The sequence below is a fragment of the Aminipila butyrica genome (genome assembly GCF_010669305.1).
GTDB lineage: Bacteria > Bacillota > Clostridia > Peptostreptococcales > Anaerovoracaceae > Aminipila > Aminipila butyrica.
In genome coordinates this window covers 1,379,768-1,404,703 of the sequence record NZ_CP048649.1, presented here as the reverse complement: position 1 = coordinate 1,404,703, position 24,936 = coordinate 1,379,768, and the positions used below count along the sequence as shown (strand labels likewise).

Here is a 24,936-nt window from a genome sequence, read left to right as displayed (position 1 = left end):
CTTCAAAAGGCCACTCAGGACTAACATCCTTATCTCTGTTACGGGAGAACCCGTGCGCACCTACTGACTGCACAAGCAGTGTGTTCAGTGTACCAGCTCCAGGGGGAACTTCAATAAATGTGTCGCCGCCGGTTTCCAGCTCCTCCGGCTCTCTGTTGACGTTACAAAAATTTACTTTACCCTATCTTCGCCTTTATGAAATTTATTTATTTTCACTAATTTTATCCCATACTTTTGTATTTGTCAACAAAAATCTAAAATAAACACAGCTGATCCGATTCCGGCAGACCTTTTAGCACTCCATGGTCACGGAGAGCTTCAATGGCCGTCTTGTTAGCCTTAGCCCGCTCCCGAATCTCATCGATAGTCTCAAAAGGCTGTTTTTCATATTCCTCCACGATGGCTCGGGCTGCATTTTCTCCAACTCCAGCTAGCGCCACAAAAGGCAGCAGCACCTTACCCTCCCGGGCATAAAACTTCGTTGCATGGGAAATCCCCAGTTGAGCTTCCAAAAATCCATAGCCTCGGGCATACATCTCATAGGCCACTTCCAGAACGATTACCTCATCCTCTTCTTTTTTGGTGGCATTTTTCCCCTTGGCCAAAAGACTGTCCATCTTTTCCAGTACCGCTGCCGATCCCTTAAGGATAGTATCCGCATCGAATTCACTGACCTTGGTGGTGAAATAGGTGGCGTAGAACTCCACTGGATAATAGACCTTGAAATAGGCAATCCGGTAGGACATCATCACATAGGCCACCGCATGGGCCCGAGGGAACATGTACTTGATTCGGCGGCAGGATTCAATATACCATTCAGGTACATCGTTATTCTCCATAAGGGACACATCTTCATCCGTAACCCCTTTACCCTTTCGCACTTTTTCCATGATGTTAAAGGCACTTTTTTTCGGCAGCCCTTTTAAAATCAGATAGTTCATAATGTCGTCTCGGGTGGAGATGGCATCCTTGATGGTTGTCTGACCGGAACGAATCCATTCCTGAGCATTATTAATCCACACGTCAGTACCGTGGGAGAACCCAGAAATTCGCACATAGTCCGCAAAACGGGTAGGATGGGTATCATCCAGCATCTGCCGGGTAAACTTGGTGCCGAATTCTGGAATGCCGTAGCTGCCATGAACAAATCGATATTCCGGATCCTTGATATCCAGTCCTTCAATGCCGTTAAAGATGGTGTTGACCTTTGCATCGGACAGCGGCACTTGGGTCAGCGGATCCAGTCCCGTCATATCCTGCAAATGACGAATCATAGAGGGCACATCGTGGCCCAGAATGTCCAGCTTGAGCAAGTTCTGGTCAATGGAATGGTAGTCAAAATGGGTGGTAATAAAATCAGAGTTCACATCGTTGGCCGGGTGCTGAACAGGACAGAACTCGTAAATCTCGTGGTCATCGGGAACGATGATGATTCCCCCCGGGTGCTGTCCCGTCGTCCGTCTTACACCAGTACAGCATTCCGCCAGCCGTTCCACCTCATACTTGTTCACCGGGATCTGACGCTCTTCAAAGTATTTCATTACGAAGCCGTAGGCTGTCTTGGTGGCCACCGTACCGATGGTTCCCGCCTTAAACACGTTTTTAGCTCCGAAAATCTCATCTACATAGCGATGAGCCACCGGTTGATATTCTCCGGCGAAGTTCAGGTCGATATCCGGCTCCTTATCTGCTTCAAAGCCTAAGAAGGTTTGGAAGGGGATAGAGAACCCATCCTTCTTAAAGAGTGTACCACATTTCGGGCAATTCTTATCTTCCATGTCCACCCCGCAGTCATACTCCTTGGGGTCTCCCCACTCCAGCTCTTTACAGTTCGGACAGATGTAGTGCGGAGGTAAAGGGTTTACCTCGGTAATGCCGGCCATAGTCGCTGCAAAAGAAGAGCCTACAGACCCTCGGGATCCTACTAAGTATCCATCACTGAGGGATTTCTGTACCAACATTTCCGCCGCAATGTACATAACTGCATAGCCTTCCCGGATGATTGGCACCAGCTCAGCATCCAGCCGCTCCTGAATTTCCGGCGGCAGTGGCTTGCCATAAATGCTCCAGGCCTTTTCATAGCATTTACTCCGCAGAGTTTCTTCGGCGTTGGGAATTTTCGGCGGATACTTTTCCTTGGGCACTGGCCGGACCACATCAATCATATCAGCAATCAGGTTGGTATTGTCGATAACCACCTGCTCTGCCATGTCCGTCCCCAGGTATTGGAATTCCTCCAGCATCTCCTGAGTAGTCCGCAGGTAGAGGCCTTGTCCGCCTCCATCCTTGTAGCCCTGTCCCGCCATGAGAATGTTCCTATACAGTGTAGATGCTGCGTCAGGATAGTGAGCGTCGGTAGTAGCCACTACCGGCTTACTATACTTCTGAGCCAGAGCGACAATCTGCCGATTTAAATCCCGCAGGCCCTCCTTGTCCGCCACCATGCCTTTATCAATCATAAACTGATTGTTAATCAGCGGCTGTATTTCCAGGTAATCATAATAATTTACCAGATATTCAATTTCTTCTGGGCTTTGTTTCTCATAGACGGCCCGGAACACCTCTCCCGCCTCGCAGGCGGAACCGATAATAAGCCCTTCCCGGTGGGCAGTAAGCACAGACTTAGGAATCCGTGGCCGCTTATAAAAGTATTCCAGGTGTGATATAGAAACCAGCTTATACAAGTTTTTTAGACCAATCTGATTTTTCACCAAGATGATGATGTGGTTGGTCTTTTTTTTCTTGTATTCAATGGTTCCGTCGGGATTGATACAGTCTCTGTCGTCAAAGACGTAACCCTCCATACCATAAATAATCTTCATCGGAGAGCCCTTGCTTAGGGAATGGGCTGCTTCTGGGAATCCCTGAACCACTCCGTGGTCGGTGAGGGCCATAGCTGGATGGCCCCATTCCTCATGGGTGCGAACCATGTCCTTAATCTCGTTCAGGCCGTCCATCGCACTCATCTTAGAATGAGCATGAAGCTCTACCCGCTTTCGCTGGCAGGTGTCCTGCCGCTTTTTTATCTGGCCTTTCTCAATATCCTGAGCCATAACCACCACGATATTCTCATAGGTGTCCCATTCCGCATTGCCCCGAATCTTCACAAAATCACCATTTTTCAGGTGTTCATCAATCTCATTCCACTTGTTTTCCGAGGTAAAAGCTTTCACGCACATGGAAGTAGTTTGGTCCGTTATCAGCAGGGTTACCAGCTTCTTCTCGTTTTTAATGGTCCGATTATCCTTGCGGAAGAGAATCCCTTCAATAGTTACGGTACCGCTGTCCTGATTGACACTGGCAAGCCGGGTGGCTGCCGTCTGAATCGGCTGACCCAAGATGCGATTGCCCACCACCGGCTCTTCCTTTCTCCGCCTCTGCCACTTGCCTTTGCCGGCATCTCCGCTATCGCCAAAAGCCCGGCTGCCCCCAGCGGGTGCAGTTGCTGCCGGTCTGGAAGCGGATAAGGCTGCTGCCCGCTTCTGCTCCTCCTGAAGCTGTTTTACCTCTAATTCCTTCATATTCCGCCGTTGACTGGCCAGCTTCTGGTACTCATCCCGGTGGTTCTCAAAGAGAACCTGGGCCTCAATATGGAAATCCCTCTTTAGAATCCGCTGAAACAGAGGTGCTACCTTGGCGTTTAAATCCTCAACCACCACGGCCCCTAGGGCATACACCGTCAGTACCCCATCCACGAAGACCGATTCCTCGGCAAAGATGGTCTTTGTACTGCTGGCATATTCCCCATTGACCTCCTCAATCATGTGGCCCACGCAAAGGCAGACAATCTCCTGGGGACTCTGAATCAAGTTTCTATAGTTAAAACCCAGCTTCACATCCCGGAGCCCCTGAATTTGATTGACGATAACGGCCCGAATCTTTTCCGTATCCTCAAAGGGCATAACAAAATTGAGCTCGATATCCAGGATAAGCGTGGCGCTTTCCTGGGACATCTGAGCTCTTCCCAGCGAAAATTTATATTGGTCCCTTGGGTGCCCGCCCAACTTGTTCCAATTGATGATCCCTTCTATTAATTCTTTCATTATGTAATGCTTCCTCGTCTCTTCTGTGATATACCGTTCTCCTAAGATCAAAGGTCACCCGGTAAAAAAGCGTTCTGCCTTATCCCGCCAGGCCTGCTCCTCCTGGCTCACCGCCTCATCCAGCTCCAGCCCATGGGCTACCAGCTCATGAGTATGGGATTTGACGGTAACAAAGGTCACATAGCCTTCCGCCCGCAATTCCCCTGACTGTTCTGCAATCAAAGCGGCCCGCACCGTCAGGCTGGTTCGCCCTGCCCGCACCACCGTGCTGTAATAGCTGACAATTTCTCCTGGCTCCACAGACTTATTGAAACTGAACTGATGGGTGTTTCTGTAAAGCAGACCACTAGAATCACCATGTGTCAAAGCAGCTGCCACAAAAGCGGCCTCTACCATCCACTCGATGCCCCTTCCAGCATACAGGTTCTGGTGATGATTTAAATCCTCTGGCTTGATCAAATGGGTCGATCGATAAGTCTTCATCTGTGCCCCTCCATATCCTGATCAATCAACTCCAGCAGCTGAGAAACGATTGCTTCCTCCGGCACCGTCTTAATAATCTGCCCTCGGGCAAAAATCACGCCCTTGCCGTCGCCTCCTGCCACACCAAAATCGGCTTCCCTGGCTTCTCCCGGTCCGTTGACGACACAGCCCATAACGGCTACTGTAATTGGCGGTAATCCCAAAGCTTCCCGCTTCCGGGCCAAAGGGATGATTGCGTCTTCTACCTCCAGAGCAATTCGCTCCAGTTCCAGCCGGGTGCGGCCGCAGGTCGGACAGGATACCAAATTGATACCTCCTGGCCGAATACCCATCGCTTTGAGAATATCTCTGGCAAAGTACACTTCCTTTACCGGGTCTCCAGTAAGGGATACCCGCATGGTGTCACCGATACCTGCCAGCAGCAGGCCGCCGATGCCGATTGCTGATTTCAGCTTACCGCTGTTCACCGTACCCGACTCCGTGATACCGATGTGGATGGGATAGTTCGTCTTCTCTGCAATAAGCCGATGAGCTTGATAATTCAGTGCTACATCTGAAGCTTTCAGCGAGAGAACAATATCCTCAAAGTCCATCTGCTCCAGCAGTTCTGCATTTCGCAGAGCGCTTTCTGCCAGTCCCTCCGCCGTGACTCCACCGTACTTTTGCAAAATATCCTTCTCCAGAGAACCAGAATTGACTCCCACTCGAATAGGAATGTTCCGCGCCTTAGCCGCCGTTACCACAGCCTGAATCCGTTCTCGGCTGCCGATATTGCCCGGATTAATCCGCACCTTATCCGCACCTTTTTCAATGGCGGCCACCGCCAACCGATAATCGAAATGAATATCGGCCACCAAGGGAGCCTTCACCTGTTTCTTGATTTGACCAAAAGCATCCGCTGATTCCATATCTGGCACTGCCAACCGGATAATCTGACAGCCGGCCTCCTCTAACTGCCGAATCTGCCCAACCACCCGGGGAATGTCCCTGGTATCTATATTCGTCATGGACTGGATGGACACAGGGGCATTGCCGCCTATGATTACATCGCCGCACCGCACACTCTTTCTCATAATGCCTCCCTGCCTACTGAAAAGACAGAGAAATGTTCCTCTGCCTCTTCCTGCGAATCTCTAGTTCAAAATAAACCGCCCGATGTCTTGCCACGTGACGTAAATCATTAGGGCAAAGAGCAGCATAATGCCGATAAAATGTACCTTTGCTTCCATATCGTCTGTAATGGCTCGGCCGGTCACCTTACGAATGATTAAAAACAGCAGCCGTCCTCCATCCAGTGCTGGAAATGGCAGCATATTGACGATGGCTAAATTCAAGCTAATCAGTGCTGCCAGATTGGCCACGTAAACATAGCCGTACTTGACAGAGTCACTGACCGCCTTCGTAATGCCGATAGGTCCCGTCAATTCCTTGGTGGACACATCTCCCGACACCAGCTGTCCGATGACCTCTACCATCTGCACCGCCAGCAGCTTGGTGGCCTCCGCTCCCTTGATTAAAGCAGTAAACGGATTGCGCGACACATCCGGCAGGATACCTATAATCTTTCGTCCCGTATCTTCCTCCTGAGTCAAATCCATGGTAAAGTTCAGTTGCTGCCCTTGTCGGTCTACGCCAATGGTCACCGTCTCCCCCTGCACTGCAGAAATGGCTTCAGTGATATCGGTCCAGCTTTTGACCTCCTGCTGCTGAATGCTGACAATCTTATCCCCCGTGTGAATGCCTGCGGCTTCCGCCGGGCTCACATCACTGAATCCGCTGATTGAAGTAGTTGGTATGCCCAGGTAAAGAATGATACCCGCCATCACGATTACCGCCAGAACGAGGTTCATAAAGGATCCGGCCACAATGATGATTGCCTTGGCCCAAAGAGGCCGCTTGCCGAAGGACCGTTCATCCTCCGATTGGTCATCCTCCCCCTCCATAGCACAAAATCCCCCGATAGGAAAGAGCCGCAGCGAATACTGCGTTTCCCCCCGAACTTTTTTAAGCAGCACCGGCCCCATGCCTACTGCGAACTCGTTGACTTTTACTCCTACTGATTTTGCTGCAATAAAATGCCCGCCCTCGTGTACCAACACCAGAATGCAAAACATAATTATTGCACAAATGATAGTCCATATAGTCATCCTTATTACCCCCTTATTGAATACGATTTCCCGTCAAACTGTAATTTAAAACAGGTCCTGCACCATCTGACGGGCAGACCGATCTGCTTCCAAAACGTCCTCCAGTTTTAAATTATATACTGGTACATGGTCGTTGAGTATTCTTTCTATAGTATTCTGAATATCTGTAAATTTAATCTTTCTTTGCAAAAATAATTGAACTAAAGCCTCATTCGCTCCGTTCATAGCTGCTGGATATGTACCGCCCTTTTCGATGGCTTCATAGGCCAGAGGAATGGTTCGAAATACCTCCATGTCCGGTCGTTCAAAGGACAGCTGAGAACCCAGCCCGAAAAGATCCAAGGGCTCCAGCGTATTTTCCAGTCGATCCGGGTAGCTGAAAGCGTAACTGATAGGCACCCTCATATCTGGTGCACCCAGCTGAGCTAAAATAGAACCATCTTGATATTCCACCATAGAATGGACTACGCTCTGTGGATGGACAGCTATCTGAATATCCGTCGGCTCCACATCAAAAAGCCACTTGGCCTCAATAACTTCCAGCCCTTTGTTCATCATCGTGGCCGAATCAATGGTAATTTTACTGCCCATGGTCCAGTTCGGGTGCTTCAACGCCTGCTCCAAGGACACCTGTTCCAGCTGCTCCAAATTCCAACCTCGAAAAGGTCCACCGGACGCAGTCAAATAAATCCGTCTTATCTTTTGGTCCTTATTTCCCTGCAAGCACTGAAAAATAGCGCTGTGCTCACTGTCTACCGGCAGCAGCTGCACCTGATTGCTCGCTACCATCTCCATAACCAGCTGGCCGCCGGCTACTAAAGTCTCCTTATTAGCTAAAGCAATATCCCTGCCTCGGCACACTGCCCGATACGTAGGAATCAGTCCCATCATGCCCACCAGGGCATTGAGCAATAAATCATACTGGGATTCAGCGGCAGTAATCAACCCTTCCATACCCCAGAGCACTTCTAGTTTCGGATACCTTGCAGCCAAGGTCCGGGCGTCTTCTTCCCGCTCTACCACGGCCAGCTCCGGTCTAAACGCTTCAATCTGCTGACAAAGCAGCTGCAGGTTGCGCCCGCAGGCCAAGACCGTAACCTGGAACCGCTCTGGATTCCTGGCCACCATGTCCAGGGCCTGAGTACCGATAGAACCCGTACTTCCAAGTATTGCAATCTTTTTCATAACTCTTCCCCTATGCAAAAGCTTCTGCGGGGCACCCTTCGCTTACATGGGCCCGCATTTTAATTGTAGCTTTTATAAAAACCCATTATAAAACCAATGCGATATAGTAATACACCATTGGTGCCGTAAAGAGCACGCTATCAAACCGGTCCAAGATACCGCCATGGCCGGGAATCAAATTTCCATAATCCTTGATGCCCATCTTTCGTTTGAAGATGGAAGCAGTCAGGTCTCCAAACTGAGAGACGATGCCTCCCATAAGACCGATAATTAGGCAGTGGATCAGCAGCCGAGGTATTAACACCCAGCCAAAAACTCCGCACAGCAGCACGCTGCCTAGAATACCGCCGATGGAGCCTTCTATGGTCTTTTTCGGACTGATATGCGGGCAGAGCTTGTGTTTGCCGAAAGCATAGCCTGTAAAATAGGCCATCACGTCTGTTCCGAAGGCCGTCAAAAAAATCAACCATACCAACAGGCCGTATTCGCCAGTCTGTTCCACCAAAGTCACGTGAAAAGAGAAAAACACCGTGTATAAAATGCCTGTCAAAGTAGCCATGCCGTCTTCCAGCCTACGCTCCTGTATATTAAACAAATACAACAGACTGAGCAAAACTACCCCAAAGAACCACAGCATATACCACCTGGCATCTGTAACGAATAAATTGAGCCCGTAAAGAGCCAATGTGCTGACATAGGCCAGCAGATAACCTGGTTTGATTCCCATGCTGGTAAAGCCGTTAAAAAATTCCCGGACGCTCATAATGCCAATGATAAAGCATCCCAACATAAGCACCTTTCCGCCCAGCAGCACGATTATCCCAAAGGGCAGCATAATCAGCCCTGATATTACCCTTGTTTTCAAAATTTACCTCCCGCCGAAGCGTCTATTTCTGTTCTGATATTCCTCAATACACTTTTCGTAGACTTCCGGCGAAAAATCCGGCCACAGCACCTCGCTGTAGACCAGTTCGCTGTAAGCGCTCTGCCAGAGCAGATAATTGGACAATCTCTTCTCCCCGCTGGTGCGGATTAACAAATCCGGGTCGGGAATGTTGTGGAAAAGGGTCCCTGTATATAGATGGCTGCCGATGGTCTCCTCTGTTATATCCTGAGGTTCCAGCAAACCTGCCTTTATTTTCTCTCCTATTCGAATCACCGCCTTGGTGATTTCATCTCGGCTGCCGTAATTCAAAGCGATGTTGAACTGCAAGCCCGTATTATTTTCTGTCGTTTTCAGTGCTTTATCCAGCCGTTCTACCGATTCTCGGGGCAGCATGGAATAATCACCCAATATTCGCACCTTTACGTTGTTTTTATGAAGTTCCTTTAGCTCCTTATCCACGTAGATAACAATCAGCTTAAAGATTCCGTTAACCTCATCTACCGAGCGCTTCCAGTTCTCCGTAGAAAAAGCATACACGGTCAGGTGCTCCACCCCCAGGGAGGAAGACCTCTTGACAATTTCTTTCATGGCCTTCATGCCGGCATTGTGCCCTGCCATTCTGGGCACGCTGTTTTTAACCGCCCATCTGCCGTTGCCGTCCATAACTACGGCCACATGCCTGGGAATTCTATCCATATCTAACATCTGTGTATCCTCTTCTTTAAAAGCGGATATAGCTGACATCAGCCATATCCGCCGTACAATCTCATTTTCTAAATCTCTAAGATGTCTTTCTCTTTTGCCGCCACAATGTCATCAATATCCTTCATGGACTTGTCAATTTTCTTCTGAATCTGATCTAGCTGCTTCTTCAAATCGTCCTCTGACAGCTCACCGGACTTTTCCAGCTTTTTCAGTTCATCGTTGGCATCTCTTCGTTCATTTCGCACAGCCACCTTGGCATCTTCGCCATACTTCTTCACCGTCTTGGTCAGCTCTTTTCGCCGCTCTTCCGTCAGCTGCGGCACAGAAAGCCGAATAGCCTTGCCGTCGTTGGACGGAGCCATGCCTAAATTGGCATTATTGATGGCCTTTTCAATATCGGCGATAGTTTTTGGGTCAAAAGGGGCAATCAGCAAAGTTCTGGGTTCCGGCGCAGAAATATTGGCCAGATTCTTAATCGGAGCTGGACTGCCATAATAATCCACCATCACCTTGTCCAGCAAAGTGGGATTGGCTCTTCCTGCTCGCACGGTGCCTAATTCTTCCTTTAAAACAGAAATAGTCTTGATCATCTTCTGCTCGAGAACTTCCTGTACATTACTCATAACTTCTTTCTCCTCCTACACTCTTTTTAAACGCTTATGGAAATGTTCAATTTTAATCATACTTAATAGTATCATCGGATGATGGTACCAATCTTTTCGCCGTTGACAGCTTTTAACAGGTTACCCTTTTCGGATACACCGAACACATGAATGTCGATGTTATTTTCCATACATAGGGTAGCTGCTGTAATATCCATGACTCCCAACTGTTTTTCAATGACTTCCTTGTGAGTCAGCTGTTCATAGCGAATGGCTGAGGGATCCTTTTCCGGATCAGCAGAATATACCGCATCGACGCTTTTCGCCAGCAGTATCACATCGGCATCAATCTCCGCTGCTCGCAGGGCGGAGGTGGTGTCTGTAGAAAAGAATGGACTGCCAGTACCGGTGCCAAAGATGACAACCTTATCTTCTTCCATGCATCGAATGGCCTTTTTGCGGTTGTAAGGTTCCGCGATTTGAGTCATGGCGATTGCCGTTTGAAGAACAGCCGACAAACCTTGTTTCTCAAAGGCATCCTGAAGAGCCATCGCATTCATGGTGGTGGCCAGCATGCCCATATAGTCAGCCGTAGCCCGGTCAATGCTCTGACCGGTCCTGCCCCGCCAGAAGTTTCCGCCGCCGACCACGATAGCGACTTGTACGCCTAAGTCGTGGATTTCTTTCACCTGTGCAGCAACTCCTTGCAGCATCTCATCGGATATGCCGAACTTATCTGGCCCGGCCAGAGCCTCTCCGCTTACTTTTATAAGAACTCTTTTATATTTAGGCTCCATTTCTTTCTCCTCACAGTAAAATTTTCAGGTACAACAATTAAAACACGCCAGCCACGTTGCAGCATGTTTCAATAAACGTTTCCTTGCAGCAAAGCTGCTTAACGCAATGTAAATTGCTTTCTTAAATTACTTCGCACTTATTATACCATAAAGTATTTTTCGGTTCATCTATTTTAAGAATTTTTTACCGGATTGCCTCCATAAACTTTTTCCAAATCCGCCACAATCGTTCCATCTAAGTTGCCAATGTTGACCAAATTTCTCAAAATCCCCATGGATTTCTCGTGGGAAAAACCCGGCTTATATGGCCGTTCCTCTGTCAAAGCCTGATAGATGTCCAAGCAGGCCATCAATCGCTCGTTAAAGCCCAGTTCTTCTGCCTTAAGCCCAAAAGGATAGCCCTTGCCGTTAAGCGTCTCGTGATGAAGGGCCGCCCATCGGGTGATATCTTCCAGCCCTCTGACCCGACTGAGAATCTTATAGCTGTAATAGGCGTGATTTTTAACATACTTATACTCCTGATTCGACAACCTTCCTGGTTTTTCCAGTACATCCTTGTCAATGACCATTTTGCCAATATCATGGACGGCTCCGGCAAAGAACAGCTTCGCCACAGTCATCCTGTCATAGCCGTAATAAGTGGCCATCTGAGCTGCTCTTTCTGCGATACCCATGGAATGCCGACTGGTAAAAGAGGATTTATAGTCGATGATTCTGGCAAACATTTTAGCGAAGTCCAGCAAGTTTTCTTCACTGTAATCCCGCTGAGTGTTCTCCAGACAGCCAGTAAGGATTTCTTCCAAGTCCTCTTGTTGAAGCAGTTCTAGTTCCGAATATCCAACGGCTTCGGTAAAGGCCGTCACACACGTTTCTGAAAACAGGCTGCCGTTATTTTCCTTTAAATACTGGAGTAATCCCTGATATTTCTGCTGATTCATGCGCCCCAAATCCCAATTAGAGTCCAAGTTGTCAGCCAAGTGAATCAGCTGGGCAAACAGCGGAGTCTCTCCCTCGGTTTTGCCAAAAGGTCCGCTGCCGTCAGCGCGCTCATGGTGATAGAGAATGGCGTTCTCTGCCTCCGAGCACAGGGGTAGATGCTTGATATTTTTTTCACCTAAGGAGCAGTGGACGCCTTTGTTGCTCTTGCTCTTTTCAGATTCCATGCCGATGCCATTTAGATATTCCGCTTGTATGTACTCGGTAATGGCGTTGTCGTGAAGGATGGCACAGGCCGCTAAATCAGCCAGCTGATTTTCCATCAACTGTAAGTGCTTCCCCAGCAGCACGCATAGATAGGCTACTCGCTTGCCATGGTGGGTAGTCACACCCAGCAATTCTTGCTCTGCACAATCTAAGGCATAAGAAAAGGCATATAAAATGTCATTAAAACTTATCCGCATCTTGAATCGCTCTCCTCTCTCAAGATTGCCTTTTATTCCTCTCCCTCAAGCTTCTTTACCGCTGGAGTAATTGAATAAAAGAAAGGCTGCCAAAATACATCTGGCAGCCGATTTATTTTTCAACTTACATCTCGTCTGTTTGTCTCTATTAGTTTCCAAGTTGTGCAGCAACTTCTGCCGCAAAATCTTCTTCCTTCTTCTCAATGCCTTCGCCTACTTCATAGCGAATCATGGATACAACCTGAATAGCTTTGCCGATTTCCTTAGCTACCTGCTCTACATATTCCTTTACGGACAGATCGCTATTCTTTACGAACTTCTGCTCTACCAGACAAGTTTCCTTCAATTCCTTCTTCAGTCTGCCCACTACCATCTTTTCCACGATATCGGCTGGCTTACCTTCTGCAAGAGCCTGCTGAATTAAGATGCCTTTTTCGTGCTCCAGATATTCTGGACTGATAGCTGTCTCGTCCACAAACTGCGGATTCATGGATGCCACCTGCATAGCTACATCCTTACCAACTACAGCTACTTCTTCTGCGGAAGCTTCGGTTTTCAGACCAATCACTACGCCAATTTTACCGCCGCCATGGCTGTATCCAACATAAACGCAACCATCTTCTTCCATCTTGTGGAAACGTCGAATGTTCATGTTTTCGCCAATCTTAGCAATTTTATTTCCCAGGGCTTCCTGAACGGAACCTTCATCGCCATAAGGCAGTGCTGCGAAAGCTTCCAGGGATTCATCTGCAGCATTTAATGCCATGCCAGCCAGGGTTGCTACGAAGTCTACAAATTCATCATTTTTAGCAACAAAGTCGGTTTCAGAATTCACTTCGATGATGGCAGCTCTTCTGGCATCTTCGGAGAAAGCAAACTTTACCAGACCTTCAGAAGCAACTCGTCCAGCCTTCTTAGCAGCCTTAGCTAATCCCTTTTCTCTCAGCAGGTCTACAGCCTTGTCCATATCTCCGTCGGCTTCCACTAAAACCTTCTTACAATCCATCATGCCTGCGCCTGTCATTTCCCGCAGTTCTTTTACCATCTGTGCTGTTACAGCCATCTGTATTTCCTCCTCAAAATTTGACAGATTCGTGCAAAGGACTTTGCACGAATCTAACTTACCTTTTGTATCCAGTTGCTTACGCTTCTTCTGCAGCTACCACTTCTTCAATAGAAGTAGGAGCGGTTTCTTCTACTGCTGTTGCAGTACCTTCGTCAAAGCTTTCGCCCTGGTTGGCTTCGATGATGGCATCTGCCATTCTGCCTGCAATCAGCTTAACAGCTCGGATTGCATCATCGTTAGCCGGAATGATATAGTCTACATCGTCCGGGTCGCAGTTTGTATCTACGATGCCGATGATTGGAATGCCTAAAATTCTTGCTTCCTTAACAGCGATACGTTCTTTCTTCGGGTCAACGATGAATAATGCACCAGGCATACCCTTCATTTCTTTAATACCGCCTAAGAACTTCTCCAGCTTTTCCAGCTCTAATCTCAGCTTGCCTACTTCCTTCTTGGAAAGCTTTTCAAAAGTTCCGTTTGCTTCCATATCCTGAATTTCATATAATCTCTTGATTCTTCCAGCAATCGTCTTGTGGTTGGTCAGCATGCCGCCCAGCCATCTTTCGTTTACAAAGTACATACCGCATCTCTTTGCTTCGTCGAAAATAGCAGCCTGAGCCTGCTTCTTTGTTCCTACGAACAGAACTGGTTTGCCGGATGCGCCGACTTCTTTCATAAATTCATACGCTTCATCAATCTTCTTTACAGTCTTCTGCAAGTCGATGATGTAGATGCCGTTTCTTTCTGTGAAGATGTACGGAGCCATCTTAGGGTTCCATCTTCTAGTCTGGTGTCCAAAGTGTACACCTGCTTCTAGTAATTGTTTCATTGAAATTACTGCCATGTTTTTTTCCTCCTGGTTTTACTTCCACCGAGATTTCCCCTGAAAACCACCACATGGGCACCTGTCTTCAAGTCGTCCGGTGTGCAAAATAATAAAATGTTCTCGTTCTCTACTTTCCTTTTTCGCCTAAGCGAAGAAATATTTACATAAAGAACCACAAATACTATACTATATCGCGCGGGTATTTGCAACAAAAAACTTCATCCCAGACAAAGTTTTTTGCTGCAATATATTAATTGCCGATTACCCTCCAGATTAAAATATTTTTAAATTTTATCGGTCAGACGGCGATGAGAACTGCAAAAAGGCTTTTTTGGCACCATGAAAACTCTGCCGACCAATTCTTATATCTTCTCCGTCTGAAAAATATATAATCTGATCTCCCATCTTGACCACCTTGTCTAGATTGATAATATAGCTTTTATTGCATTGATAAAATCCCCGGGGCAAATGCTCCCGATATCTTTCCAACTTTCCATATGTAGTGCAAATCTCAGAATGCAGGTGAAATAAAACTTTACGCAGATTCTGCTCCACAAAAACCACCTCCTCCAGACTTATCCTTCGGACCTGGCCTCTAAACTTTATAATGATAAAATCCTCTTTCATGAATCCTCCTCAACTTTAATCTGGGGAGGTTCCGGAATTAATACACAAGCCTGCCGGGGTTGAACAGCCCAATGTTCATCTGAATTCTGCCTGTCTGTATGGCAAGAAAAAAGCGAGTCCAACTCGCTTTTTATCCCCGTATTTACAGCTTCCTATTCTTTTTCACAATTGTTCCTGTTATAGGTGATGTAGTCCTCTGCGATTTCGTTGGCCGCAATGGAGACCGGCTTATCCGTAGGCGCCTGGGTCAGCTTCGGTTTTCCGTCGATAATATCTCTGGCCCGCTTTGCTGCCAGAATTACCAGGGTATATCGGCTGTCCGCCTTCGTTCTGATTTCATTAATCGATGGGTATAGCATCTATATCTCCTCCTCGTACTTTTTTATAAGATGACGTATGCTTTCAGAAACTCTGGAATGTTCTGCCGTCACAATAGCCCGGACCCGTTCCACCGCTTCGGAAAGCTCTCCGTTAACAACGCAATAGTCATATTTATCAATATAGGCAACTTCCTTTAACGTTTCCCCTAGACGCATGTTGATGGCTGCTTCTGTCTCAGAGCCTCTGCCCGTAATCCGCTTCCGCAGTTCTGCCATCGAAGGGGGCAAAATAAAAATAAATACGCCTTTGGGATAGGCCTGTTTTACCTTCATGGCACCTTGAATATCAATCTCCAGCACCACATCCCGGCCTTGGTTAAGCTTTTCCAGCACCATGTTCTTCGGCGTTCCGTAATAGTTCCCATATACTTCTGCGTATTCCAGCAGTCCATCATCGGCGATGGTATCCTGAAACTCGTCCTTGCTGACAAAGTAGTAATTTACGCCGTGGTTTTCAAAAGACCTGGGCGCTCTGGTGGTCATGGATACAGACAGCTCGATGTTTCTATCCTCCACTAATTTCTGACAGATGGTGCCTTTTCCCGCTCCAGATGGCCCGGAAACAACAAATAATCGTCCTTTATCCATTTAGCTTCCTTCCTTAAATACTCATATTGGAATAGATATTGTAACATGCCCAAGCCACTTTTTCAAGGGCAATCGGGAAATTCTTCTAAATGTTTCTGTCGCTGGCTGAGGAGACTCTTTTTGCCCTCTTATTCCAGGATTCCAGTTTGTTTTCAGTCCCTTATTCGATATTCTGCACTTGTTCCCGGATTTTTTCAATCTCACTCTTGATTTCCAGCATCAAGCTGGTAATTTCCATATCGTTGGCTTTAGAACCGATGGTGTTGGCCTCCCGGTTCATCTCTTGAACGAGAAAGTCTAATTTTTTGCCGTCCGGCTGGCGGCTGTTGGTAATGATGTCTGCCAGCTGTAAGGTATGACTGTCCAGACGCACCAACTCCTCGGTAATACTGCTCTTGTCCGCGAAGATAGCCGCTTCCAGAAGGATACGATCCTCGGGTACGGTCACATGACTTCCCACTAGCTCTTTAATCCGTTCTTTTAGCTTTTCCGTATAGGCTCCTGCTACCTTCGGTGCCCGCTGATTGATTTTTGCTGCCAGGTCTCTTATAAGGCCTCCCCTCATAATCAAATCTTCCGCCAGTTTACTTCCTTCCGTGGTGCGCATTTCGTCTAATTTCCGGGCGGCCTCCTCTGCGGCTATGAGCATGCTTTTGCAAATAGCCTCCTCGTCCTCCACATCGGGCACGGCCTTCATCACGTCGGGCAGGGTGGCTAAAAACTGTAGGGAGATGTCCCCTTCCAGCTGAAACTCCTCTTTTAACGCATTCAAGTTGTCGTAATACTGTCGAGCCACCAGATGGTTCAGCTTGACGGTGGTATCGTCCTCTGTAATGTTTTCCACCACCATGGCCACTTCGATTTTTCCTCTGCGAGCAATGTCCTTTACGGTGTTCTTCACCTTGTCTTCCGCAAAAGAATACCGTCGGGGCATCTTCACGTTAATATCGCAATACCGATGGTTCACCGACCGAATCTCTACGATTATGTTCCTTTTTCCGTCGCTGTATTCGCTTCTGCCGAAGCCCGTCATACTTTTTATCATGGCTATCATCTCCTCAGTTGATTTATCTGCCTTTTTCCTTTATACTACAGAAATGGGTTCTTCAACAATCCCATCATTATCTCTAGTATACAATAAACCCGGGTATATTGCGAAACAATATTTCCCATTCCATACATCGTAAATTCTGCCAGCCGTGCTCATGCACGAAAGCAGTTTGTTACCTGATGAAAAAATCTACCAATGAAAGCGAGAGAAAAACATGGCTTTTGACGGCATAGCGATTCGCACCATCGCACAAGAATTAAATAGTAAGCTCTCCGGCAGCAAGCTGGAAAAAATATATCAGCCGGAAAACGATGAACTGGTTCTTCACATCCATTCCAAGGCAGGAAATGTTAAACTTTACCTGTCCTGCAACAGTAGCAATGCTCGACTTCATCTAATTACCGAAGCAGTGCCCAATCCCCCAGCGCCTTTATCCTTCTGCATGCTCCTGCGCAAGCACATCCAAGGGGGACGCATTACCGGGGTCTTCCAAAAAGACTGTGAGCGAATTGTGGAAATTCCCTTTGAGACCATCAACGAGCTGGGTTTCAACGTCAGTAAAAAGCTGATTATCGAAATCATGGGGAAGCACAGCAACATTATCCTCGTAGACCTGGAAAGCGGAAAAATCATCGACAGCATCAAGCGCATATCCATCGACGTCAACCGCATTCGCCAGATCTTGCCGGGCAAACTGTATGAATACCCCCCTGCTCAGGATAAGATTCCCTTTGACCTGATTACGCTGGAACAGATTCAGCTCCTTTGCCGCTGCACGCCGAATAAACTGGCCAAAAGCCTTTTGAATGGAATTCAAGGCCTCAGCCCGATTATGGCTGAACAATTGACTCTGGGTCTGGAGGTCTCCTCTCAGGTTCCCTATGGAGAGGAGGAATCCCGGCAGACCGCTCAACTGGTCTACGAAAACTTGCTAAATCTGCGCCAGGCTCTGGAGGCAGACAACCTCCGACCTCAGGTCTACCTGAATAGGGATGGACTGCCGGTAGACTTTCATGCCGTTCCCATCCATTCCCTGGAAGAAGCCTACCTGACTAAGGCCTTTCCTGAGCTGTCCCCGGCAGCGGAGTTTTTCTACAGCCATCGCTCTTCCTCCAACCGCATTCGTCAGAAGAGCAGTGATTTGGAAAAGGCCGTCAAAAACCACTTGGACAAGCTGTATCTAAAGAAACAACGTCTGTCCGAGGATCTGCTGAAAGCAGAGAATTCCGAGGAATATCGACTCTACGGTGAACTGCTTACTGCGAACCTCCATCTGTTTCATACCGGAGACAGTCAAGTGACCTTAACCAACTACTACGACGGCAACCTGATTACCATTCCCCTGGACAAAAAGCTGGCTCCCGCAAAAAATGCTCAGCATTACTTCAAGAAGTATGGTAAAGCCAAAACAGCCGTGAAGGAAAAAGCCATCCAGTTGGAGGATGCTACCGTTGAAATCGGCTATCTGGAATCCCTGTCCGTCTTTGTAGAAAGCGTCAATTCCGTAGAAGAGATTGAAGAACTGCGCAGTGAACTGGTGGAAGCCGGCTACCTGCGTAAGCGCAAGACGTATGGTAAACCTGTCAAATCCAAACCTGCTCCACGGACTTACACCACCAGCGATGGATTCCGTGTACTGGTCGGCCGCAACAACAAAGAAAATGATCACCTGACTTTCAAGTTGGCCTCTGCCAAAGACCTGTGGTTCCATACCAAGGATATTCCTGGTTCTCACGCCGTGCTCTTTACAGAAGGCCGCCCAGCCAGTGAAACAGCCATCTTTGAGGCCGCCGCTATAGCCGCCAGCCATAGCAAAGGCAAGGATTCAGAGAACGTCCCCGTGGACTATGTGCCTGTCAAATATGTGAAAAAACCAGCAGGGGCCAAGCCCGGCATGGTGATATTCACCAACAACCGCACTGTCTACGTTCACCCGCAGCTACCCCAGGAGAAGCCCGAGACATAAGATAGGGTTGAACACTTGTACCAAAACGATAAACCCCCATGCCCCAGCAGTTTTCTGACTGGTTCACGGGGGTTTTCTTTTATTGCATTTCGGCTTATCGCTGATACGTGATGGCTACCGCCTGAATGGTATCAAACCACTCCACCTGTCCGCCGATATTCTCGGTGATGTAACGAATCGGCATCATGGTCCGATCATTGATAATTTGAGGAGCCACATCCATGGCTACCTCCTTCCCATTCACCTTCATAACTGGACTGTCCACCGCCAGTTCCATCTTCGTATTCTTGTAGGAGATGCCGATTGTTCTGGTGGCATCGTTCCAAGCTACAGTTCCGCCCATGGCTTCAACGATGGCTCGCACCGGCAGCAAGGTCCGATCATTGACAATAACCGGCACGGTCCCTGTCGCATCAATATTCTGATAGCTGCCATCTGCAGTCATCACTGGATTATTAATCTGAACGACGATTCGCCCATAATCGGTTCGATCTGTGGTCCCTCTGTTCGGCTGCTGATTGTTAGCCTGGTTATCGGTAGAAGGACTCGAATCTCCCTGATCATCGTCTCCTTCCGTCTGTTCACTGGATTTTCCGTCTGGTGTCGGACCAAACAGCTTGTCCACCTTATAAGAGGAATCTGCAAACAGGTTGTATACGCTGTCGTCTATCTGATAAAGCCAATAACTTTGAGTGCCGTCACCCCAGGCCTTAACCCCTTCCCAGGTGTAGGTGCAGGCCCGTTCCTTCTTGTTGTACAGCCAGTCGTAGCCGCTGACCGTGTCTTCATCAAAACTGGTGATAACCATGGAATGCTGGCCGTCTACCCGCAGCATATCTCCAGGCCGTGCATAGTTGTTTATGTATTCACCCAGCTGGCTGTAGTCCGTGCTGGCCTCTGTCCGATGGCTCTTGGCACTGTATACGTCGTACCCAAACGTATTGCGCCAAACGTAATTAGTGAACGCATGGCATTGACGGGCTCTGCCGTTGTCGTAATTGTTCAGCAGGTCGCTGCCCAGATAGGGTTTCACATATTCGTCCATCCAGCTGACGATATTTTCTGCTGCTTCTCTGTCGTATGTAGCATCTGCGTAAGCGGTGATCCCTGCATTGGTGCTCACCAGCAACAGTGCCATCCATATGATTAAAAATCGTCTCATCTGTCTTCTTCTCCTACCGCTGTTTTCTCGACAATGTTTTTAGACTTTAATCATACACAAAATTTCCAATTAAATCAAGGTAAGACAAAAAACAATATTTATACGGCTAAAATATTTACGAAGAAAGGCCTTCCAGCTTTTAAATAAGTTTTTCTAGCTTTTAGTTTTTGACCAAAATATTACATTTTTGGTACTGATTATTACATTTATCTATTTTATTCTTGAATTTTTTTAGCCCTTCGAGTACACTGATACTGTAAATAGGGCAAATCATTCATATGAAATATCCCGTTAGCGTGTATAGCGATTTGAGATGGAAAGGAAGTTTGAGAGATGAGGAAACATCATATCCGGAAAAACAAATGTACGGTTTGTGGCAGCAACTACAACAATGTTGCTTTTATGGGGGGATATATCTGCGAGGACTGCATCGGCTACATCCGATCACCTCAGACATAAAAAAGACCGCCTGAGCGGCTAATAAATTCCATACGTTACATTTTAAGAGATCGCCAATTAACCAACATTTTCATCAATCCCACTTATTTGAAAAAAAGTTGCTCTATTTGCAAAATACCGATTCAAATGAATCGGTATTTGTTATGGGAAAAGGCTCTCATGTATAGTCGTTTGACCACTCCCTATTTTTTCTTATAGGTTTTATGCCCTCTGTCCATACTCGCCTTGCGCTCCTTATTCGGTGTCGCCTTCTGACTGCCAGGACTTCTTTCAGCGTTCTTTGTTCTTGGCTCCTGCTTTCTCCCAGAAGATTTTTCCCTGGAGGGCTTTCCTTCCTTTCCAGTTCTTCTGCTCTGTGAAGCCTCCTTATTAAGCCGCTTCTTGGTCTTATTCTTCATGACAGAATAACCGAACCGCCCCAAAGGCTTACGCTTGATGCCAAAATACTCTCCATGATTGTAGCAGATCAGTCCGGCCTCCTCCAAAAGAATCTTACCAGAAGTGCTGACTAGCTCTCGGCGCACATGGACCTTGACAATCTCTGCCAGAAACATGTCGTGAGAAGGAAGAGAAATCACCTGAGTGACCTTACATTCCAAATTCACTGGTGCCTCTCCAATCATGGGACAGCTTACCATCTCTCCGTTCACCGCGGTCAGTTTCTGGGTTCGAAATTTGTCCACCTCTCGCCCCGACTTCACGCCGCAGAAGTCCGTAGCTAAAGCCAAGTCTTCACTGCACAGATTAATGACAAATTCGCCGCTGTCTGCAATAAGCTTATGAGAATGGCGGGATTTTCGCACGGACACATACGTCATCGGCGGCTCCGAGTTGACGATGCCGGTCCAAGCTACCGTAATGATATTTCGTTCCTCGGGCTTCGTCCCGCAGGAGACCATCACCACCGGAACGGGATTGAGCATCGTCCCTGGCTTAAATGAAATCTTATCCATCTTATTCCTTTCTCAACTTCTGCAATATCCGTTCAAACTCCTCAGGCAAAGGACTTTCAAACTCCATGTATGCTCCGGTAGCGGGATGTTTAAAGCCCAGGATTTTGGCGTGAAGAGTCTGGCTTGTCGCTCCAAAGAGCTTCTTTTTCGGTCCGTAAACCAAATCTCCCAGCAAAGGATGCTTGATGTAAGCCATGTGAACCCGTATTTGATGGGTCCGGCCAGTCTCCAATCGAGCCTCGACGTAAGTAAAATTGCCGAAACGCTCCAACACCCGGTAGTGGGTCACAGCCCGCTTGCTGTTCTTATCGGTGACAGCTTGTTTCAGCCGGTCTTTAGGGTCCCGACCAATGGGCTTGTCCACAAGCCCTTGGTCTTCCGAAAAGTTGTTGTAGACAATGGCTCGGTACGCTCTGGTAATGCTGTGCTCCGCCAGCTGTTCTGCCAGGCTGTTGTGTGCTCTGTCATTCTTGGCAATCATCAGCAGCCCGCTGGTATCCTTGTCGATGCGATGAACAATACCAGGACGGATAATACCATTGATGGAGGAAAGACTGTCTCCACAGTGATAGAGAACGGCATTGACTAAGGTTCCGGATTCGTTGCCGTTGGCCGGGTGCACCACCATCCCTTTAGGCTTATTAACCACCAATACATCCTGGTCTTCGTAATAGATATCCAAAGGTATGTTCTCTGGCTCCACTTTCAGGGGCTTGGGCTCGGGAATGATTGCTTGTACCAAATCCCCCGCCTTTACCTTGTATTTCTTAGCGTCCACCGGCTGACCGTTGAGGGTAATCTGTCCGGCCTCCAGGAGCTTTTGGAAAAAGCTTCTGGACTTTTCCTCATATATTAAAGAAAGGGCCATATCAATTCTGGTCCCTTCCAAGCTTTCGTCTATGATAATTTCTAAAACATTGTCTTCCTGCATGTTCACCTGTCCTTTTGGCCGTTTAACTTTGGTTCAATAAAAAATATATAAAGGACTAAAAGCCCACAGCCACAGCACACATAGATGTCGGCCAGATTAAAAATCGGCCAGAACTTCAAATCCAAAAAATCTACTACATATTTCAGGAAAACCCGATCTAAAATATTGCCCAGTCCTCCGGCTACAATGGCCGACAGTGACAAAAGCAACGCCCAATGGGCCGTTTTCCTGCTCCGGTGGATATAGAAAAGTATCCCTCCGGTCATGAGAATAGTTACAAGTGCCAACAGTTCCGTATGTCCGCTGAACATGCTGAAAGCAGCCCCTGTATTCTGTATATAGGTTATGTGAAAAAAACCGTCCACCAAGGGAATGCTCTCATATAACGCCATATGAGACCGGACGGCATATTTCACAGCCTGATCCAGCACAACGGCTGCAAGTATTGCCATATAGTACATATATCACGTAGAAGGCCCTATTGGGCCTCATCTCCTACTCTTAAATTTATCATCGTCTTTTTTAAATCGTCCACCCCAGATTCAATCTCTGAAAAGATGCTGCCTCCTTGGCGAACTTCTCCCGAGATGTCCTTCTGTCCGTGAACACGGGTGGCCATGTTGCCAGCAGTGCTGGCGGGCTCCCCAAACTCGCCAAAAATTTCGTTGCTGAGCGCATCAAACCGCTCCAGCTCCGATTCCAAAAGACTCTTATACTTGGTTTTAAAGGTGACGTAACGGTTTCGCAGATTGGCACTTTCTTCTGTTAACCGCTCCACAGATTCCTTCGCCTCTCTGGTAATCAACTGGGCATCCAGCTCTGCATTTTTTAACAGGATTTCTGCCCGCTTTTCCGAACTTACTGCAATGTCCCGCATAAGAGCCTTGGCGGCTTCTAAGGTTTCTACCACAGCCGTCTCCGAGCCTCTATACTTTTCCAGTTCGCCGTTCAGGTGACGGACCTCCTCTTTCAAAGCGGCATGCTCTCCCAGGAGCTTCTCCAAATCAATAGTCAGCAGATCCAGAAAGCTGTCCACTTCCTCTTCTTTATACCCTCTGACACCTTTAGAAAATTCTTTGTTCTGTATATCCAGTGGCGTAATCATATGTTTCGTCCTTCCCTAACTTTCTATTCATCTATTATTTGTTATAGAACAATCCGCAACAGCATGATGATTATTGTCCTGGCGAAAGACACCAGAAAAAAGGCAAAGAAGACGGACAAGTCTAACATGCCGGTGTTCAGCCGCATGGACAGCCTTCTGCAAGGGGCTACAATAGGTTCCGTCACGTTGCAGAGCACTTCATAGATGCGGTAGACAGTGTTATAGCGGCCAGCTATGAACCAGCTGAGAATGGCTCTGGCTAAAAGCAGGAAAATCAGGATGTCTGCAAACCAGCTCACTGCATTAATCAATAAATATTTCATGTTCTATTACCTCCAAGGGCTCTTGGGACTGGCGCCCAGGTCGATACCCTTATGTTCCACATTGGCCAATATGTCCACATTCTCCGGAGCAAACACGAAGATGTTGTTGGCTATCTTTTGCACATTTCCATTGACCGCATATGTAGCACCGCTTAAAAAGTCAAAAATCTTACGGGCGGTCTCCGTTTCAATTTTTTCCAGGTTAATAATAATCGGCTTTTTGGCCTTGAGGTTGTCCACCAGCTTAGGGCATTCATCAAAGCCCTTGGGTTCGATAACTACCATCTTAAAAGGGGCAGTATTGGCCGTCAGGGGCTTTCCAGTCATCGTCACCACTTTTGGCTCCCGCACCTCCGGTCTCGGTGCAGTAAAGGAGTTTCTCGTCTCAATCGCTTTTCGCTCCGGCTCTGGGGTCATCACTTCTTCATCGGGACCATCGTCCTCTACGTCCTCAATGCCCACCAAATCTTTAAACATTCCAAAAATTCCCATGTGTACCTCCTATACGGTCTTATTGTAGTTGCGAGCCCCGAAAATCGCCGTTCCTACCCGGATCAGGTTAGACCCTTCCGCTATAGCAACTTCAAAATCGTGGGACATACCCATTGATAAATATTTAAAGTCCAATCGTTCATGTTCAATCTTGGCAAACCGGTCGTACTGCTCTTTGACCTGGGCAAAGAACACGCCTACCTTTTCCGGGTCTTCCTCAAAAGGAGCCATGCACATAAGCCCCCGCAGGCGAATGTTCGCACAGTTTTCCAGAATATAACGAATCATCTCCTCCGTTTCGTCGGTGGTGATGCCAAATTTGCTTTCCTCTTCTGCCGCATTGACTTGAATGAGGATATCCATCGTCAAGTTGTGCTGTTCTGCCCGGCGATTAATCTCTTCTGCCAGCTTGATGGAATCCACGGAATGAATCATTGCCACCTTGTCGATAATGTACTTCACTTTGTTAGTCTGCAAGTGGCCGATCAAATGCCAGCGAACCGGCTTGACCGCTTCGTACTTGTCCATAATTTCCTGAACCTTGTTCTCGCCGATGTCCGTAATTCCTGCATCGATAGCAGCATTCAGGTCTTCTGGAGGCCGGGTCTTGGTTACCGCTACCAGCAAGATGTCCTCGTCGCGCCTTCCTGCTTTGACGGCGGCCTCAGCCTTTATCTGATTGATATACTGAATATTTTCCCGTATTCGTTCTCTGTTTTCCTCGTTGAACATAAAGAATTCACCTCTTTTTCTATTCAT

At 47.6% G+C, this 24,936-nt stretch carries 26 protein-coding genes and 1 other annotated feature (1 of these 27 running past the window's edge); of the genes, 2 read left to right on the top strand and 24 right to left on the bottom strand.

The window, feature by feature from the left end; genetic code table 11:
• Positions 1 to 197 (bottom strand) — a binding site (T-box leader); it reaches 37 nt to the left of the window's first position.
• A gap of 57 nt (positions 198 to 254) precedes the next feature.
• The 16 genes from Ami103574_RS06705 to Ami103574_RS06630 form a co-directional block, all read right to left on the bottom strand.
• Complete coding sequence (locus Ami103574_RS06705; protein WP_163065929.1) at positions 255 to 4,043, bottom strand: PolC-type DNA polymerase III; 3,789 nt, start codon at positions 4,041 to 4,043, stop codon at positions 255 to 257.
• A gap of 54 nt (positions 4,044 to 4,097) precedes the next feature.
• Positions 4,098 to 4,526, bottom strand: a complete 429-nt coding sequence (locus Ami103574_RS06700) for an acyl-CoA thioesterase (RefSeq protein ID WP_163065927.1) — start codon at positions 4,524 to 4,526, stop codon at positions 4,098 to 4,100.
• Positions 4,523 to 5,599 (bottom strand): flavodoxin-dependent (E)-4-hydroxy-3-methylbut-2-enyl-diphosphate synthase, encoded by a 1,077-nt coding sequence (ispG, locus tag Ami103574_RS06695; RefSeq protein ID WP_163065926.1) that lies wholly within the window; start codon positions 5,597 to 5,599, stop codon positions 4,523 to 4,525. The genes Ami103574_RS06700 and ispG overlap by 4 nt, the downstream gene beginning before the upstream one ends.
• 60 nt (positions 5,600 to 5,659) lie before the next feature.
• Positions 5,660 to 6,673 carry an RIP metalloprotease RseP gene (rseP, locus tag Ami103574_RS06690; protein WP_163065925.1) on the bottom strand — a complete coding sequence of 338 codons (1,014 nt, stop codon included), beginning with the start codon at positions 6,671 to 6,673 and terminating at the stop codon, positions 5,660 to 5,662.
• A gap of 45 nt (positions 6,674 to 6,718) precedes the next feature.
• On the bottom strand, positions 6,719 to 7,858 hold the full coding sequence (locus Ami103574_RS06685; protein ID WP_163065924.1) for a 1-deoxy-D-xylulose-5-phosphate reductoisomerase: 1,140 nt from the start codon (positions 7,856 to 7,858) through the stop codon (positions 6,719 to 6,721).
• Positions 7,859 to 7,943: 85 nt separating this feature from the next.
• Entirely contained in the window at positions 7,944 to 8,723 is a 780-nt protein-coding gene (locus tag Ami103574_RS06680) for a phosphatidate cytidylyltransferase (RefSeq protein WP_163065923.1), read from the bottom strand.
• Positions 8,724 to 8,726: 3 nt separating this feature from the next.
• Positions 8,727 to 9,488: an isoprenyl transferase gene (locus Ami103574_RS06675; RefSeq protein ID WP_163065922.1), complete on the bottom strand. Its 762-nt coding sequence runs from the start codon at positions 9,486 to 9,488 to the stop codon at positions 8,727 to 8,729.
• A 29-nt stretch (positions 9,489 to 9,517) separates the two neighbouring features.
• Positions 9,518 to 10,072 carry a ribosome recycling factor gene (gene frr, locus Ami103574_RS06670; protein WP_163065921.1) on the bottom strand — a complete coding sequence of 185 codons (555 nt, stop codon included), beginning with the start codon at positions 10,070 to 10,072 and terminating at the stop codon, positions 9,518 to 9,520.
• Positions 10,073 to 10,143: 71 nt separating this feature from the next.
• Positions 10,144 to 10,848: a UMP kinase gene (pyrH, locus tag Ami103574_RS06665; protein ID WP_163065919.1), complete on the bottom strand. Its 705-nt coding sequence runs from the start codon at positions 10,846 to 10,848 to the stop codon at positions 10,144 to 10,146.
• 173 nt (positions 10,849 to 11,021) lie between these two features.
• Positions 11,022 to 12,248, bottom strand: coding sequence for an HD-GYP domain-containing protein (locus Ami103574_RS06660; RefSeq protein WP_163065918.1), 1,227 nt, complete (start codon positions 12,246 to 12,248; stop codon positions 11,022 to 11,024).
• 148 nt (positions 12,249 to 12,396) lie between these two features.
• Positions 12,397 to 13,311: a translation elongation factor Ts gene (tsf, locus tag Ami103574_RS06655; protein ID WP_163065917.1), complete on the bottom strand. Its 915-nt coding sequence runs from the start codon at positions 13,309 to 13,311 to the stop codon at positions 12,397 to 12,399.
• Positions 13,312 to 13,390: 79 nt separating this feature from the next.
• The gene (rpsB, locus tag Ami103574_RS06650; protein WP_163065916.1) at positions 13,391 to 14,158 is read right to left on the bottom strand and encodes a 30S ribosomal protein S2; all 768 of its coding nucleotides are present in this window, start codon (positions 14,156 to 14,158) and stop codon (positions 13,391 to 13,393) included.
• A gap of 273 nt (positions 14,159 to 14,431) precedes the next feature.
• Positions 14,432 to 14,767 carry a LytR/AlgR family response regulator transcription factor gene (locus Ami103574_RS06645; protein WP_163065915.1) on the bottom strand — a complete coding sequence of 112 codons (336 nt, stop codon included), beginning with the start codon at positions 14,765 to 14,767 and terminating at the stop codon, positions 14,432 to 14,434.
• A gap of 152 nt (positions 14,768 to 14,919) precedes the next feature.
• A complete protein-coding gene (rpoZ, locus tag Ami103574_RS06640) occupies positions 14,920 to 15,126 on the bottom strand; it encodes a DNA-directed RNA polymerase subunit omega (RefSeq protein ID WP_163065914.1) in 207 nt (68 codons plus the stop codon).
• Positions 15,127 to 15,735, bottom strand: a complete 609-nt coding sequence (gene gmk, locus Ami103574_RS06635; RefSeq protein WP_163065912.1) for a guanylate kinase — start codon at positions 15,733 to 15,735, stop codon at positions 15,127 to 15,129.
• 160 nt (positions 15,736 to 15,895) lie between these two features.
• Positions 15,896 to 16,780 carry a YicC/YloC family endoribonuclease gene (locus Ami103574_RS06630; protein ID WP_163065911.1) on the bottom strand — a complete coding sequence of 295 codons (885 nt, stop codon included), beginning with the start codon at positions 16,778 to 16,780 and terminating at the stop codon, positions 15,896 to 15,898.
• Positions 16,781 to 17,000: 220 nt separating this feature from the next.
• Between Ami103574_RS06630 and Ami103574_RS06625 the strand changes: the two genes are divergently transcribed.
• Positions 17,001 to 18,752 (top strand): Rqc2 family fibronectin-binding protein, encoded by a 1,752-nt coding sequence (locus tag Ami103574_RS06625; RefSeq protein ID WP_163065909.1) that lies wholly within the window; start codon positions 17,001 to 17,003, stop codon positions 18,750 to 18,752.
• Positions 18,753 to 18,846: 94 nt separating this feature from the next.
• On the opposite strand, the gene Ami103574_RS06620 is transcribed toward Ami103574_RS06625, so the two are convergent.
• Complete coding sequence (locus Ami103574_RS06620) at positions 18,847 to 19,914, bottom strand: stalk domain-containing protein (RefSeq protein WP_163065907.1); 1,068 nt, start codon at positions 19,912 to 19,914, stop codon at positions 18,847 to 18,849.
• 333 nt (positions 19,915 to 20,247) lie between these two features.
• Here Ami103574_RS06620 and Ami103574_RS15945 point away from each other — a divergent pair, with 333 nt between their 5' ends.
• Positions 20,248 to 20,373 (top strand): hypothetical protein, encoded by a 126-nt coding sequence (locus tag Ami103574_RS15945; RefSeq protein WP_281350943.1) that lies wholly within the window; start codon positions 20,248 to 20,250, stop codon positions 20,371 to 20,373.
• A 182-nt stretch (positions 20,374 to 20,555) separates the two neighbouring features.
• On the opposite strand, the gene Ami103574_RS06615 is transcribed toward Ami103574_RS15945, so the two are convergent.
• Genes Ami103574_RS06615 through Ami103574_RS06585 form a run of 7 tightly spaced genes read right to left on the bottom strand, consistent with a single transcriptional unit; the run spans position 20,556 to position 24,909 of the window.
• On the bottom strand, positions 20,556 to 21,326 hold the full coding sequence (locus Ami103574_RS06615; protein ID WP_163065905.1) for a flavin reductase family protein: 771 nt from the start codon (positions 21,324 to 21,326) through the stop codon (positions 20,556 to 20,558).
• 1 nt (position 21,327) lies between these two features.
• Positions 21,328 to 22,257: an RluA family pseudouridine synthase gene (locus Ami103574_RS06610; RefSeq protein WP_163065903.1), complete on the bottom strand. Its 930-nt coding sequence runs from the start codon at positions 22,255 to 22,257 to the stop codon at positions 21,328 to 21,330.
• A gap of 2 nt (positions 22,258 to 22,259) precedes the next feature.
• Complete coding sequence (gene lspA, locus Ami103574_RS06605) at positions 22,260 to 22,709, bottom strand: signal peptidase II (RefSeq protein ID WP_163065902.1); 450 nt, start codon at positions 22,707 to 22,709, stop codon at positions 22,260 to 22,262.
• Between the two features lie 26 nt (positions 22,710 to 22,735).
• The gene (locus Ami103574_RS06600; protein WP_163065900.1) at positions 22,736 to 23,362 is read right to left on the bottom strand and encodes a DivIVA domain-containing protein; all 627 of its coding nucleotides are present in this window, start codon (positions 23,360 to 23,362) and stop codon (positions 22,736 to 22,738) included.
• A gap of 41 nt (positions 23,363 to 23,403) precedes the next feature.
• Complete coding sequence (locus Ami103574_RS06595) at positions 23,404 to 23,685, bottom strand: YggT family protein (RefSeq protein ID WP_163065898.1); 282 nt, start codon at positions 23,683 to 23,685, stop codon at positions 23,404 to 23,406.
• Positions 23,686 to 23,691: 6 nt separating this feature from the next.
• Positions 23,692 to 24,177: a cell division protein SepF gene (locus Ami103574_RS06590; RefSeq protein ID WP_163065896.1), complete on the bottom strand. Its 486-nt coding sequence runs from the start codon at positions 24,175 to 24,177 to the stop codon at positions 23,692 to 23,694.
• Between the two features lie 9 nt (positions 24,178 to 24,186).
• Positions 24,187 to 24,909 (bottom strand): YggS family pyridoxal phosphate-dependent enzyme, encoded by a 723-nt coding sequence (locus tag Ami103574_RS06585; protein ID WP_163065894.1) that lies wholly within the window; start codon positions 24,907 to 24,909, stop codon positions 24,187 to 24,189.
• Positions 24,910 to 24,936: the final 27 nt, after the last annotated feature.

Excerpts from the sequence above, each read along its gene's own strand:
- Ami103574_RS06705 (WP_163065929.1), bottom strand. The coding sequence starts at position 4,043 with ATGAAAGAATTAATAGAAGGGATCATCAATTGGAACAAGTTGGGCGGG.
- Ami103574_RS06700 (WP_163065927.1), bottom strand. The coding sequence starts at position 4,526 with ATGAAGACTTATCGATCGACCCATTTGATCAAGCCAGAGGATTTAAAT.
- ispG (WP_163065926.1), bottom strand. The coding sequence starts at position 5,599 with ATGAGAAAGAGTGTGCGGTGCGGCGATGTAATCATAGGCGGCAATGCC.
- rseP (WP_163065925.1), bottom strand. The coding sequence starts at position 6,673 with ATGACTATATGGACTATCATTTGTGCAATAATTATGTTTTGCATTCTG.
- Ami103574_RS06685 (WP_163065924.1), bottom strand. The coding sequence starts at position 7,858 with ATGAAAAAGATTGCAATACTTGGAAGTACGGGTTCTATCGGTACTCAG.
- Ami103574_RS06675 (WP_163065922.1), bottom strand. The coding sequence starts at position 9,488 with ATGTCAGCTATATCCGCTTTTAAAGAAGAGGATACACAGATGTTAGAT.
- frr (WP_163065921.1), bottom strand. The coding sequence starts at position 10,072 with ATGAGTAATGTACAGGAAGTTCTCGAGCAGAAGATGATCAAGACTATT.
- pyrH (WP_163065919.1), bottom strand. The coding sequence starts at position 10,848 with ATGGAGCCTAAATATAAAAGAGTTCTTATAAAAGTAAGCGGAGAGGCT.
- Ami103574_RS06660 (WP_163065918.1), bottom strand. The coding sequence starts at position 12,248 with ATGCGGATAAGTTTTAATGACATTTTATATGCCTTTTCTTATGCCTTA.
- tsf (WP_163065917.1), bottom strand. The coding sequence starts at position 13,311 with ATGGCTGTAACAGCACAGATGGTAAAAGAACTGCGGGAAATGACAGGC.
- rpsB (WP_163065916.1), bottom strand. The coding sequence starts at position 14,158 with ATGGCAGTAATTTCAATGAAACAATTACTAGAAGCAGGTGTACACTTT.
- Ami103574_RS06645 (WP_163065915.1), bottom strand. The coding sequence starts at position 14,767 with ATGAAAGAGGATTTTATCATTATAAAGTTTAGAGGCCAGGTCCGAAGG.
- rpoZ (WP_163065914.1), bottom strand. The coding sequence starts at position 15,126 with ATGCTATACCCATCGATTAATGAAATCAGAACGAAGGCGGACAGCCGA.
- gmk (WP_163065912.1), bottom strand. The coding sequence starts at position 15,735 with ATGGATAAAGGACGATTATTTGTTGTTTCCGGGCCATCTGGAGCGGGA.
- Ami103574_RS06630 (WP_163065911.1), bottom strand. The coding sequence starts at position 16,780 with ATGATAAAAAGTATGACGGGCTTCGGCAGAAGCGAATACAGCGACGGA.
- Ami103574_RS06625 (WP_163065909.1), top strand. The coding sequence starts at position 17,001 with ATGGCTTTTGACGGCATAGCGATTCGCACCATCGCACAAGAATTAAAT.
- Ami103574_RS06620 (WP_163065907.1), bottom strand. The coding sequence starts at position 19,914 with ATGAGACGATTTTTAATCATATGGATGGCACTGTTGCTGGTGAGCACC.
- Ami103574_RS15945 (WP_281350943.1), top strand. The coding sequence starts at position 20,248 with ATGAGGAAACATCATATCCGGAAAAACAAATGTACGGTTTGTGGCAGC.
- Ami103574_RS06615 (WP_163065905.1), bottom strand. The coding sequence starts at position 21,326 with ATGGATAAGATTTCATTTAAGCCAGGGACGATGCTCAATCCCGTTCCG.
- Ami103574_RS06610 (WP_163065903.1), bottom strand. The coding sequence starts at position 22,257 with ATGCAGGAAGACAATGTTTTAGAAATTATCATAGACGAAAGCTTGGAA.
- lspA (WP_163065902.1), bottom strand. The coding sequence starts at position 22,709 with ATGGCAATACTTGCAGCCGTTGTGCTGGATCAGGCTGTGAAATATGCC.
- Ami103574_RS06600 (WP_163065900.1), bottom strand. The coding sequence starts at position 23,362 with ATGATTACGCCACTGGATATACAGAACAAAGAATTTTCTAAAGGTGTC.
- Ami103574_RS06595 (WP_163065898.1), bottom strand. The coding sequence starts at position 23,685 with ATGAAATATTTATTGATTAATGCAGTGAGCTGGTTTGCAGACATCCTG.
- Ami103574_RS06590 (WP_163065896.1), bottom strand. The coding sequence starts at position 24,177 with ATGGGAATTTTTGGAATGTTTAAAGATTTGGTGGGCATTGAGGACGTA.
- Ami103574_RS06585 (WP_163065894.1), bottom strand. The coding sequence starts at position 24,909 with ATGTTCAACGAGGAAAACAGAGAACGAATACGGGAAAATATTCAGTAT.